This window comes from Parabacteroides sp. TM07-1AC (assembly GCF_003480915.1).
In the GTDB taxonomy this organism is placed as follows: Bacteria; Bacteroidota; Bacteroidia; order Bacteroidales; family Tannerellaceae; genus Parabacteroides; species Parabacteroides chongii.
Genome location: NZ_QUKD01000004.1, coordinates 258,568 through 272,381 on the forward strand (window position 1 = coordinate 258,568; position 13,814 = coordinate 272,381).

General features: G+C 41.9%; 8 protein-coding genes. 3 read left to right on the forward strand and 5 right to left on the reverse strand.

The features are described from left to right. The first annotated feature begins 14 nt into the window (after positions 1-14). Both DXD68_RS10985 and DXD68_RS10990 read left to right on the forward strand, forming a co-directional pair. Positions 15-2,231, forward strand: a complete 2,217-nt coding sequence (locus DXD68_RS10985) for a GH92 family glycosyl hydrolase (RefSeq protein ID WP_122361542.1) — start codon at positions 15-17, stop codon at positions 2,229-2,231. 138 nt (positions 2,232-2,369) lie between these two features. Next, a complete protein-coding gene (locus tag DXD68_RS10990) occupies positions 2,370-3,368 on the forward strand; it encodes an isoaspartyl peptidase/L-asparaginase family protein (RefSeq protein ID WP_122361543.1) in 999 nt (332 codons plus the stop codon). 79 nt (positions 3,369-3,447) lie between these two features. Here DXD68_RS10990 and DXD68_RS10995 read toward each other — a convergent pair whose 3' ends face one another. Continuing rightward, complete coding sequence (locus DXD68_RS10995; protein WP_122361544.1) at positions 3,448-4,311, reverse strand: alpha/beta hydrolase; 864 nt, start codon at positions 4,309-4,311, stop codon at positions 3,448-3,450. A gap of 136 nt (positions 4,312-4,447) precedes the next feature. Here DXD68_RS10995 and DXD68_RS11000 point away from each other — a divergent pair, with 136 nt between their 5' ends. Beyond that, positions 4,448-6,706 (forward strand): cation:proton antiporter, encoded by a 2,259-nt coding sequence (locus tag DXD68_RS11000; RefSeq protein WP_122361545.1) that lies wholly within the window; start codon positions 4,448-4,450, stop codon positions 6,704-6,706. A gap of 72 nt (positions 6,707-6,778) precedes the next feature. Here the strand turns inward: DXD68_RS11000 and DXD68_RS11005 are convergent, their stop codons facing one another. The 4 genes from DXD68_RS11005 to DXD68_RS11020 all read right to left on the reverse strand — a co-directional run bounded on the left by DXD68_RS11005 (position 6,779) and on the right by DXD68_RS11020 (position 13,763). Beyond that, positions 6,779-8,377 (reverse strand): SusD/RagB family nutrient-binding outer membrane lipoprotein, encoded by a 1,599-nt coding sequence (locus DXD68_RS11005; protein WP_122361546.1) that lies wholly within the window; start codon positions 8,375-8,377, stop codon positions 6,779-6,781. 17 nt (positions 8,378-8,394) lie between these two features. Further along, entirely contained in the window at positions 8,395-11,835 is a 3,441-nt protein-coding gene (locus tag DXD68_RS11010) for a TonB-dependent receptor (protein ID WP_233577105.1), read from the reverse strand. 295 nt (positions 11,836-12,130) lie between these two features. Then, positions 12,131-13,099 carry a FecR family protein gene (locus DXD68_RS11015; RefSeq protein ID WP_122361547.1) on the reverse strand — a complete coding sequence of 323 codons (969 nt, stop codon included), beginning with the start codon at positions 13,097-13,099 and terminating at the stop codon, positions 12,131-12,133. A gap of 46 nt (positions 13,100-13,145) precedes the next feature. Continuing rightward, positions 13,146-13,763, reverse strand: a complete 618-nt coding sequence (locus DXD68_RS11020) for an RNA polymerase sigma-70 factor (RefSeq protein ID WP_122361548.1) — start codon at positions 13,761-13,763, stop codon at positions 13,146-13,148. Positions 13,764-13,814 lie beyond the last annotated feature (51 nt).

The following is a 13,814-nucleotide window of genomic DNA, read 5'->3' on the forward strand; positions in this document are numbered from 1 at the left end:
ACAATTTATAAACAATGAGGCACTTTTCTTTATTGGCGGTCTCCTTGCTGGCTTTAATGGCCTGCACGTCAGAGAAACAACAGGAGATTGATTATGCGCAGTATGTAAATCCTATGATCGGTACGGATTTTACCGGAAATACTTATCCGGGAGCACAGGCTCCTTTCGGTATGGTGCAGTTAAGTCCTGATAACGGATTACCCGGATGGGACCGTATCTCCGGTTATTTTTATCCGGATACGACCATAGCCGGTTTTAGTCACACGCATCTTTCCGGTACAGGAGCTGGTGATTTGTATGATATCTCTTTTATGCCGGTGACACGTCCGTATAAAGAAGCTGAAGCGCCGTTAGGCATTTATTCTACTTTTTCTCATAATGATGAGGCTGCTTCTGCTGGGTATTACCGGGTATTGTTGAAAGACTATAATATTAATGTAGAGCTGACAGCTACCGAACGATGTGGTATCCAGCGTTATACTTTTCCGAAGGCGGAAGCCTCCGTTTTCCTGAATCTGAAAAAAGCGATGAACTGGGATTTCACACTCGATTCTTATATAGAAGTAGTCGACTCGGTGACGATCCGCGGATATCGTTTTTCACAGGGCTGGTCGCCTGACCAGCATGTCTATTTCCAGACCCGTTTCTCTAAACCTTTTGCAGGGTATCATATGGATACGACGGCTATTATAACCAAAGATAAGGGACGTATCGGCACAGCGTATATAGCACGTTTTGATTTTAATACGGAGAAAGATGAAGAGATTCTGGTGAATACGGCCATTTCCGGTGTCAGTATGGAAGGTGCTGCTAAGAATCTGCAGGCAGAAGCTCCTCTGAATGATTTCGATAAGTATCATAAAGAGGCGGTTGCCCGTTGGAACAAGGAACTGTCGAAGATCGAAGTCAATGGGAATAATACGGACGATTTGGTTAAATTTTATACGGCTATGTACCATACTATGATTGCTCCGACCATTTTCAGTGATGTGGACGGCTCTTATTATGGACCGGATAACCAGATTCATAAGACGAATGGTGGCGACAATTACTCTACATTCTCTTTATGGGATACTTTCCGTGCTGCTCATCCGCTTTATACGTATACGGACCCGGAACGGGTAAATGATATGGTTCAGGGTTTCCTGAATTTCTTTGATCAGAACGGTGCGCTTCCCTTGTGGAATTTGTATGGACATGAAACAAATATGATGATCGGTTACCATGCGGTACCTGTTATCGTGGATGCTTATCTGAAAGGAATCGGTAATTTTAATCCGGAAAAGGCATTGCAGGCTTGTATAGCAACGGCGAACCGGGACGATTACCGCGGTATCGGATTGTATAAGAAATTAGGTTATGTTCCGGCATTCAGTGATCCGGAGAAATGGGAAAACTGGTCGTTGTCCAAAACGCTTGAATATGCTTATGACGATTATTGTATCGCCCGTATGGCAGAAAAGATGGGCAAGAAGGATATTGCCGATGAGTTTTACAAACGTGCGCAGAATTACCGGAATGTCTATAATAAGGAAACGACCTTTATGCAGCCTCGTGATGAAAAAGGAAACTTTGTCACTCCGTTCGATGCCAAGGAATATACGGAAGATATTTGTGAGAGTAATGCCTGGCAGTATTTTTGGTATGTGCCGCAGGATTTGGATGGTCTGATCGGCCTGCTGGGGAGCAAGGAACGTTTTACAGAAAAGCTGGATAGCATGTTCACTTATGCACCGGATGCAAAAGAAGATTTGCCAATCTTCAGTACGGGTATGATCGGGCAGTATGCACATGGTAATGAGCCGAGCCATCATGTAATCTATCTCTATAACAAGGTAGACCAGCCCTGGAAGACTCAGAAATATGTAGCTCAGGTATTGCACGACCTGTATCTGAATGCCCCGGATGGTATCTGTGGTAACGAAGATTGCGGACAGATGTCTGCCTGGTTTGTATTCAGCGCAATGGGCTTCTATCCGGTCGATCCGGTGAGCGGCCAGTATGAGATCGGTACACCTTTATTCCCGGAAGTGAAAATGAATTTGGCAGATGGTAAAGTGTTTACAATCCTGGCTCCGGGTGTGGATGCAGAAAATATTTATATCCAATCGGTTCAGTTGAACGGCAAACCTTATGATAAGAGTTATATCACCCACGAACAGATCATGAGCGGTGCAACGCTTGAATTTGAAATGGGCAGCCAGCCGGGACCGGTTTGGTATAAGAAATAAATATCTTTTATAGAAAGAAAATAGCCCCTGAGTCCTGCGATTCGGGGGCTATTGTTTTATGGAAATGATGATTCGATTGTGCGGATTACAGCTTATTTGTATTTTTGTCGGAAACTATCATTTAATCTATTGTACGATATGTTTAAGAATTTATCTTATTTGATTATTTTGCTATTTAGTGCAGCCACTAGCTTACAGGCTGAAGAACGTGAATATGTGATTGTAGTGCACGGTGGTGCCGGAAACGTTGGCAAGCTGGAAAACGATCCGGGACGTTCCGCTCAGTATTATGCGGCGCTCGATTCGGCTCTGACTATTGGCGACCAAATCCTTTCTGCCGGAGGGGAAGGTCCGCAGGCTGTTATGGCGGTAATCAATTATTTTGAAAACAATCCGTTATTCAATGCCGGTAAAGGAGCGACCTGTACGGCTGAAGGTACATTTGAACTCGATGCTTCCATAATGGAAGGTAAGGATCTTTCTGCCGGAGCCGTTGCCGGAGTAAAGACTGTTAAAAATCCGATCAATGCCGCATATGCCGTTAAAACACAGACTCCGCATGTCATGTTATCCGGAACCGGAGCAGATGCTTTTGCTGCCAGCCAGGGGTTAGAATTGGTAGATAATATGTATTTTGCAACTCCGAAGACCATGGAATGGATCGAAAAGTTGAAGAAGGAAAGTCGTAAGAATGGTACTGTCGGTTGTGTTGTTCTCGATAAACAAGGGAATCTGACTGCCGGGACCAGTACCGGAGGAACGTTCAAAAAGAAATGGGGGCGTATCGGTGATTCACCTGTCATCGGAGCCGGCACTTATGCTGATAATAACAGTTGTGCCGTTTCCTGTACCGGACATGGCGAGTATTTTATCCGTCATGCCGTGGCTTTCAATCTTTGTGCACGCTATAAATACCTGAAGGAACCTGTTGAACAGGCGGCAGACTATATCATCCATACGGAATTGAATGTGAATGCTGGTGAGGGTGGTCTTATAGCTGTCGATAAAAACGGGAATATCGCTATGCCGTTCAATACGACCGGAATGTTCCGAGGCTATTTGTATAAGGAAAAAGGAAAATCGGCGATAGAGAAAAGGATCGGCATTGGTGAGAATATGATCACTCCGGATCGTTAGACTGTTTTGGTTTATCTTTATATTTAAAAACTGCGTTCTTTTCCGTTGTGATACGGTTGGGAACGCAGTTTTTATTATATTAGTTATTTCTGCGGAAGGCTCCGCTTACGAATTCCAGTACTTCCGGCAAAGCTGTACGCCAGTACAACCATGTATGGCCACCGCCACGAACACGAAATTCATGTTTCATACCTTTCTCGCGCATAATCTGGTGAGCCTGGAAATTCCCTTCCAGTAAACCGTCCTGGTCACCACAGTCGATATAATAACGGATACGCGGAAGATTCTCCTTATCCAGATCGGAAAGCATTTTCAATACGCTGTTTTTATGCCAGTAGTCGAGTCCCGGACCAAACAGGCGGTTGAACAGGTCTTTGTGTGACTTGGCCTGGCGTTGCTCCATAACGCTGTCATCGAAAATGGCTGCACTAAGTGGTGCGCAGGCACTGAACATATCCGGATGATGTAAAGAATAGAGGAATGAACCGTATCCGCCCATGGAAAGACCGGCAATAGCACGGAATTCTTTGTTGCTTCGGGCACGGTAAGTCTTTTCGATATAAGGGATTAACTCTTCAAAAAACATATCCTCATAAGGAGCTTTCCCGTCATATTGATTGATATACCAGGTATCCCAGGCGTTCGGCATGACAACGATCATAGGCACAGCCTGATCGCTTTTGATGGCGCGATCGGTTATTTCCTGCATTTGACCGGTTTGTATCCACATAGTCTCATCATCGGTATAGCCGTGTAACAGGTAAAGTACCGGATAATGGCGGTCTGAAGTGGCATAACCATCAGGCAGGTAAATGGAGTAGGAGACTTCTTTTCCCAACTTTTTACTCTGGAACTTCACAGATTCATGAACTGTACTTTGAGCTATTCCTGCAAAATTAATGCAGAAACATAAAACAAGGAAGAGGATAATCTTGTTTTTCATATGCAAACAGATTTAAGTAAATAGATAGATGTTTTTGTTTATTTCTAGCAAAGTTAGGAAAAAGCATTGTCTATACCGGATAAAATCTGAAAAAATATTATTTTTGTTAGCTAACTGATTAATCCAAATTGTATATATGTCGCATTTACCAGATTTAATTTCAGATCTCGCTTTAATACTCATATCCGCAGGTGTAATAACTTTATTATTTAAATGGCTGAAACAACCGCTCGTATTAGGATACATCGTTGCCGGATTGTTGGCCGGGCCATACGTTCATATATTTCCTACTGTTGTCGATGTGGAGAATATCAATCTTTGGGCGGAGATGGGAGTTGTCTTTTTACTGTTTGCCCTGGGGCTTGAGTTTAGTTTTAAAAAACTGATGAATGTGGGTTCGACGGCATTTATTACAGCGATGACAGAGGTAATAACGATGCTGATCGTGGGGTATCTGGTCGGACATTTATTGGGATGGTCTACTATGAACTCTATATTTCTGGGCGGAATGTTGTCGATGTCGTCTACGACTATTATTATAAAGGCTTTCGATGACCTGGGATTGCGAAATCAACGATTTACGGGGATTGTATTTGGAACGTTGGTGGTGGAGGATCTGGTAGCTATTATCATGATGGTGCTGCTGTCGACTATGGCTGTGAGCCAGGAGTTTGCCGGAGAGGAGATGGTTGGCAGTATCCTGAAGGTCGCTTTCTTCCTGATCCTTTGGTTTTTGGTAGGAATCTTCGTTATTCCGGCTTTGTTGAAAAAGGTGAGAAAACTGATGAATGATGAGACATTGCTGGTAATTGCATTGGGCTTGTGTCTGGGAATGGTGGTGGTAGCAACAAAAACCGGTTTCTCCGCAGCTCTTGGTGCGTTCATTATGGGATCTATCCTGGCAGAAACAATTGAAGCGGAACGTATCGAGCATATTATCAAACCGGTCAAAGACCTGTTCGGAGCTATCTTTTTCGTATCGGTGGGCATGCTGGTCGATCCGGCTATCCTGGTGCAGTATGCTTGGCCGGTTATTCTGATAACGCTGGTTACTATTGTCGGAAAGGCTTTCTTTTCTTCATTTGGAGTTTTATTGTCCGGTCAACCGTTGAAAACATCCATACAATCGGGGTTTAGTTTGGCACAGATTGGCGAGTTTGCTTTTATTATTGCAGCTTTGGGTGTCTCGCTGAAGGTTCTCGACGATTTTGTATATCCCATCATTGTTGCAGTATCGGTGATAACAACTTTTACTACTCCTTATTTTATCCGCCTGTCGGGACCGTTTGCAGAATGGTTGTATAGGGTATTACCGGATAAGGCACGTGATTTTCTGGACCGGTATTCTTCCGGATCGAAGACGATCAATCATGAGAGTGATTGGCGGAAGCTACTGAAGCTGTATGTCGGAAAGATATTGATCCATTCTGTTTTATTGACAGCTATTCTGTTGTTGTCTACCCAGGTTATTCATCCGTTGCTGGTAGAAAAGTTTCCGGCTATGGAGATGTGGGGGAGTATTATTATGAGTGTATTGACGCTTCTCCTGATGACTCCTTTTCTCTCCGGGTTAGTAGCCAATAAAAACAACTCTCCGAAGTTGTTTATGAGTTTGTGGAAAGATAACAAATATAACCACGGGAAGTTGGTGGCGCTTGTTCTGTTTAGAGTGTTTGTCGCTATTCTGTTTGTTTCGATTGTATTGATCAAATATTATCATGTGCAGTATGGTATCGGTGCGATCATTGCGGTGGGAGTCCTGATCTTGATTGTTCTGTTCCGCCGCGATTTGAATCAATATGCAAAACTGGAAGCCCATTTCCTGACTAATCTGAATCGTCGGGAAGAGGTGGACCGGAAACGGAACCCTTTGAAGAACAGCTTTAATAAGCAGTTGAGTGATAAGGATATTCATTTGGCAGTGGTACCGGTTTCACCTTGTTCTCCCTATGCCGGAAAATCGTTGGCGGAATTACCTCTCAGAAAAGACTTTGGAGTGAGTATTGTCGAGATCATTCGGGGTGATTATAAAATTTATATTCCCGGAGGTACAGATCATATCTATCCGCAAGATAAGGTTGTTGTGGTTGGAACGGATGAACAGCTGAAAGCGTTTCAGGCGAAGCTGGAAGATCAGGAGAATGGGCATAGTTGCGGCAATCAACCGGAAGAGATTACCGTCAATTCCTTTATTGTTGATGAGAGTTTCCCTTTCCTCGGACAAAGCATTACACAGTCGAATGTGGGACGTCGATATAATTGCCTGATCGTAGGTCTTGAACGTAACGGTGACTCACTGATAACACCGGATAACGATACGGTTTTCGAAATGGATGATTTGGTATGGGTTGTGGGCGACAAGAGTAAGATAGAGGAAATGATAAAAGGAGAATAACGAATACCAAAAGAAAGAAAAGGGGCAGCCAGCGTAAAGCAGGTTGCCCCTCAATATTTGTAAGAACTTTATTTATTCTTTATCCCACCATACGCGTGAAGTCATTTTGTCTCCACCATTCATACGGCTGATAGCCTCCTGATAGTTAGCCTCGTTGTTTTGGCTTTCTGTTACAGGGTACTGGAAACGACGCGGAATGGTTCCGTTCGTTACACAGGTTGAGTAGCCTTTATTTACTGGGGTTAATACCGGGTAACCCGAACGACGCCAATTAGCAAATGTTTCATATTCATCACAAAAAGTCGTGATATAATATTGTGTGTTGATTTGCTCAAGAGCTTTGGACTGATCAAAAGGATTATCAGCCAAATATTTATCGATAGCCTCGGCATTCAGATATCGATTGTAAGAACTTTCAGCAGCGGAGTAGAAAGAGAACTGTTGCATGGCAGATCTTACACCTGCTTCATAATAATCTTTAGCACTCCCAGAAATCCAGCCTCGGTAAGCTGCTTCGGCCAGTAATAGCAGATTTTCGGTATAAGTCAGCAACATTGTCGGAGCATCTGGCCGTGCATAGGTCTGACGATTCGGTAAAGAATAGTAGGATCTCCAGTTTGTGCCCGGATAGCCAGGAGCATTAGACAAATCCCATTTTTCTCCTTTTACATCATAGCCAATCGGCAAACCGACCTGTTTGGACGGGTCATTATCTCCGAAATCAAAATCACCCTGCCATTTTTCAGACGGAGTAGTACAAACTGTTGCGATTAACGGCAAACGAGGGTCATTAGAGTTTTTCAACATGTTGATAAAGAATTCGCTCAGATAAAATGCTTGTGGATCTTCATGACTCAGCACTTTTCCATAAGGTTCGGCTGAATCGTCAGTAACCAGGCCGTCTGAATGTTTTACCATTGCATTATCAGCTGCACTCTCAAACAAGCCGTTGGCAATAGCTTTTTTTACCCATGTTTCGGCTGTCCCCGGGTCTACCTTTGTTAAGCGCATGGCCAGACGTAACATCAAAGAGTTGGCAAATTTTTTCCATTTAGTAACATCTCCACCATAAACTAGATCTTCATTTTTTACTGTTGTGGCTGCGGATGTACTTAAGGCTGCCTGGGCTTCGTCTAACTCTTTAAATAAATCATTGTAAATCGCCTGCTGTGTATCGTATTTAGGATATCCGACACCTTCTATTCCTTTGGAGGCATCGAAATAAGGAACATCACCATACAAGTCAGTCATGCGATGGAACATAAATGCACGTATGATACGGCACATTTGATATTCATTCTGATATTCAGGCCTTTCTTTCCATTCCTGCATTACCAGATAGACATTGCGGATAGCAGCTCTATCGCCGCTGTAATATCCATCCCAGTAAGCGGCATTATATCCATCCGAATAAGCATAGAATGTACCATAATCCCAGTCTACAGAGGTAGTATGTTGTAACATACTTGCACTATAGATCATACCGTTACGCCAGACATCCCAGTCTGAACCGCAAGCTTGTGACATGACTTGTGTAAATACCAGTTTAAAATCCAGGATAGACGGGGTCATCTGTTCAGGATCGTTGTTTACGTCTCCAAAATCGCTACAACTTGTTGCGCCTGTCATTAAAGAAAATGCCGCCGCAGCATATAATATTGCTTTTTTCATATTACCAATGCATTAAATTAAAATTTGACATTCACATTGAAACCAATGCTTCTTGTTGCCGGATAGCCGTTCAACTCTAACCCTTGACCGTTTGTATTGTTATACGCTGATTCAGGATCGATGTTGTCGGTATGTTTCAGAATAGTCCAAAGGTTACGTCCAACTAATGAAATGGATGCCCCTTTCACTATATTTTGTCTGCCTAACAATGATTTCGGGAATGTATAACCAAGGGATAATTCGCGTAACTTGATGAAGCTCGCATTGTAAATAAACTCTTCTGCTATGTTGTTACTTACGATACCTTGCCAGTATGTTTGAGCAGAAACAGCAACATCATTAGTTACATAATTTCCGTTACCGTCAAGTTTAACACCTTGACCTATGATAGTACCTTTACCGTTGTCCCCACGACCTTCCAGTGTGTTTTTATGTAAACCATCGTTATACAAACCATAATTTGTTCCCGAGAATAGTTTAGCACCAGCCTTGAAATCGATCAAGAAAGACAATGTCCAATCTTTATATGTGAATTCATTACGCCAGCCTCCGGTCAGGTTATAAACACCACTTCCCAGATTTTCTGTTTTTGAAGTTGCTTGTGCAATACCATCTTTGAATACAATGTTACCTTTGTCGTCTCTCAAATATTTGAAACCCACTAGTTCACCATAAGGCATTCCTACGATATTCTTAACGGTCACATTTCCACTTCGTGCGCTCGCACCATCAATACTCAGACTGCTTACACCTTCTCCAAGATATTTAACTTCGCTATTGTTATGAGCGATATTGAAAGTTGTGCTCCATTGAAATTTACTGGTTTGTACCGGTACGGCATTCACCATAATTTCTATACCGTTGTTTTGGATCTCACCGATATTCTGGATAGCAGATGAAAAGCCGGATGCATTACTGGTGGTTACCTGAGCAATATCATCTTTCGTATTTTTCACATAATAAGCAGCGTCTAAAGTCAGGCGATTATTAAGGAACGATAAGTTCAAACCAGCTTCCCATTCTGAGATACGTACCGGTTTCAACATACTGTTAGGAACTGTACTGTTATTGACTGTTGCTACAGATTGACCGTTTATCTTATAGTTCTGAAGTTTGTAGGTCAGATAATTCTGATAAGGGTTTGTTCCGTTTGATGCAGAAGCATAAGAAGCACGTACCTTACCGAAAGTAAACCATTCCGGCATTTCAAAAGTATCACTGAACACCCAGGATAAACTTACAGAAGGATAGAAATAATGATTATCATCCGGGTTCAATGTGGAGAACCAGTCGTTACGTCCGGTCAGGTTTAAGAATACCTGATTCTTCCATCCGATATCGGCAGTTGCATAAACCGAATTAACGCGATATTCCGTATAGTCTTTTAAATAGGTACGATTGCTGATGTTGTTGGCAGATTCGAATCCTGGAACCAGGAAGCTCTTGATGTTGCCGTCAGTACCCCACTGTTTGGTTATATTACGCTGACGGTTACCTCCGATAGTTGCGCCTATATTCCAATCTCCGAATTCTTTATTAAAACCGATCAGGTAGTTCAGGTTCATTTCAGAATAGTTTTTTTCATATTCTTGCAAATAACCGGCAGCATCAGCTGCTGCACCATAAGGCTGCACATTTCTGAATTCAAAGCTAAAACCGTCACGGGTTATGCCTCCCTGAGCATATAACCAGTCAAAGATATCATATTTCAATGTGATACCACCTGTCAGACGGTTCTTATTGGTTGTGTTTACTTTCCGGTATTGTAGCCAATACGGGTTATTGAAATATTCATTCGTACCGCCGATCATTTCTTTTCCACTGGCCGTTGTACCCCAGTCACAGTCTTCGTTTTCACGTTCCATCCAACGAATATCGAATGTGTTGGCACGATATAACAAAGATGCGTTGGTACTGCCATTTCCGTCAGATAGGTTGGAACGGCCCTGGTTTTTCTCAAATACATAGTTCGCATTTACACTCAAATGCAGGTTTTTGAGGATATCATAAGTGGTATTCATGTTGATACCCTGCTGACTGATGCTGGCATTAGGAAGGATACCTTTTTCGTACGTATTGGAAACGCCAAAACGATAGGTGATTTTATCACCGGCACCGCTGATAGCTAGCGAAGTCGCATTATTAACGCCTGTACGATAGAAGTTAGACCAGTTGTCGACCGGAGAATAAGCATATTCTCTTCCAAGAAAGTTGACTGCTTTGCCTCCATCCATACGTTCACCCCAGCTCAAGACTTCGGTTGCTTTCGCTGCATCGGCAGTTAGAGGACGTTGTCCTTCCGAACCTTGACCGAATACGTTCTGGAAATCTCTGTAGTCATAGATGGTATTGAATGTCAGGTTGTTGTTGAAATCGATGCTAACGGGTTTTCCTTTCTGACCGGATTTTGTTGTGATCAGAATAGCTCCATTACCTCCGCGATAACCATATAATGCGGACGCTGCAGCTCCTTTTAGAACCTGAATATCTGCAATATCGTCGGGGTTGATGTTTGACAGACCGTCACCGAGGTCGAGACCGCCCCAGGTTCCGGCATTACCCATATTCGAATTGTCGAAAGGTACGCCATCCACCACATACAAAGGCTGGTTATTACCTGTTAAAGAAGCATTACCACGAATAACAACACGGCTACTACCACCGCTACCTGTAGAGTTTCCGGCAACTGTAACACCGGCAATTTTTCCGGACAAGGCATTACCCAGGTTTGGATCACGGGCAACCGTAAAGTCATCACCTCCTACGGTTGTGGTAGAGTAACCTAGTGCTCTTTTCTGACGTTTGATACCTAAAGCTGTTACGACAACTTCATCCAGAGTCTGTGTGTCCTCTTTTAGAATAACATTAAAAATAGTCTGTCCGTTAACGGGAATACTGACTGGTGCGTATCCGATATAACTGAATTCCAGTATGGCATTGGCTGGTACTTCCAGTGTGAAATCTCCGTCCAGCCCGGTCATGACACCGTTAGTCGTTCCTTTCTCGATGACATTAGCTCCGATGATAGGTTCGCCGGTTGCATCTTTAACTATACCTGTTACTTTTTTGGTTTGTTGTGTTATACTTGTTCTTGCATTATTTTTGGAAGTGTTTGCGGCATAAAGTACAACGATGTGATTTTCTATTTTGTAGTTAACGCCCGTATTTTTCAGGGCTTGTTTTAGTATAGATTCAATACTTTCATTTTTAGCTTTAACTGATACGTTGTTTACTTTGATTGATTCCAACGCATGATCGTAGCTGAATACGATATCAGTTTGCTCCTGTAGCATATCTACTACATTCTTCAATGTTACTTGATTAAGAGAGAACTGAACATCAAACTTCTTTTCAAATGCGCTGTTAGATGCAGCTTGCGCTCCGCTTGCCATACAGCATAAGGAAAGTCCTATGCAGAGGCTTTTGACTGCAATAAAGTTTTTACTTTTTCTTTTCATACATTCTTTTTATTTGTTTTCTTAAGATTAACTGGTAACAATTTACTCTTTTTCTGTCCAGGGTTAAAAAACCGAGGTTCTTTTTTGTGTTTCACATAGGCTTCTCTTTTTAGTTTAACATAATTGATTTATAGTACATTATATTGATAATGCGTGTTCTCATGAAATCCCGCTTTATGATATGGCGAACGGGTGTATTTATTATGTAGGAATGGCGTTAGCATTACGCTTTTACCACTCGTTACATTATAAATACAATTTTGTTTAAAGAAATACCTAAAGGAAAATTATTTTTTTATTCGGATAGGACAGTCGCTTGCACACCAGTGAGATAGAACAGGTGCCGTAGCGCGTCTTCCAGGCTGTTTGTTTGTTTGAATGAGAAGTTATAACGGCGATCAGATAATTGATGGATGTCCATCTGTATTTTTACATGATAGATCTCTTCCAGGCTGGAAAGTATTTCATCTAAAGAGACGTCGGAGAGACAAACCAGTCCGAATCGCCATAAGGTATGCTGACGTGCATCTATTTTGTTTACTTTGACAGACGAATAGTCGTTGGTAAATAACACTTGCTGGCCCGGTTGAAGAACAACCAGATTTTCTCCGTTGGCTTTTTCCAATTGGATGGATCCTTCCAGCAATACCGCTTCCCCCATATCTTCTGTATTGCTGGTGTTGATGCTAAATATAGTACCCAGTACTTTGATACGGTATAGTTCGGTGGAAACGATAAAAGGATGCAGTGTGTCTTTGGCTATTTCAAAGAAAGCATTTCCTTTCAGATTGACAGATCTGGTGTCGGCTGTAAACTCATCAGGATAGCTTAGAGATGCTCCGGAATTTAGCCAGACAGTACTGCCGTCTGTTAATTTTATTTGCATGACTGAGTCGGTGAAGACATTGGTGATTGTATGCATCGCCAAGGATACTGGTCGTTTCATCGTATAGAAAACCGAGAAGATAAGGAAGATGGCTATGATAGCGGCGGCACTACTCCATAGATACAGATATTTCCTGGAGAATAGACGCTTGTTTGCTTGTTTTTCCACATTGTCGATGCGCTGGTTTAAATTGTTCAATGAATGCTTCAAAAACCATGGATCTTCTTTTTTTTGTTCGGAGTAAGTATGCCATATTGTCTTTAATTCAAAGAACAGAACTTCATTCTCTTTTGAAGCCTTTATCCAGTTCAAAACAGCTTTATCCTCTTCTTCTGTAGTCTGACAGGTGAAATATCTGTATATAATATCCTCTTCCATTTGCTAACTCTCTTATTGTTATATACAACTTTATAAGAAAAAATACCTAATTCGTTTTATAAATAATTTCTATAATTTTAAACAAGACCGGAATGAACAGTAAGCCTCCTTTATAGGATTTCAGTTTTGTCCGGAGAATTTTAAGAGCGTTGTAGATATGATTTTCTACGGTGCTTTGGGATACTCCTAACTTTGTACTGATCTCTTTAGCAGACATATCATATAAGAAACTTAAAGAGAAAGCTTCTCTACAACGGGGTGGGAGGCTTTCAATAGCTGCATTCAATTCAATTCTGAGATCTTGATTATATAAATTCCGTAATGTATCATTCGTATCGGGATTATAGTACTGATATCCGATTTCTTCAATCTCTTGTTTATATATATTACTATAATTGTCTAGTAAACCTTTGCGTTTCAGTATATTTAAGGCAGTGTTGTAAGTAGAACGGAGTAAATACCCACGTAAAGAAAGGGTTTCATTCAACGTATCCCGATGTAGCCACAAATTGAAGAAGACATCTTGAACGACATCCTCAGCTTCACTTTCATCCAGCAATAACCTGGCGTATGAACGGACAGAAAAATAATGCTGTTTATAAAGATCATCAAAAGCATTTCGATCTCCATTTTTGATTCTTTCTGTTGGCGAGATGTCTTTCATCAAATATTCCTTTAGACTCGTTTTCAGAGGTCAAATATATCCCTTTTTTTC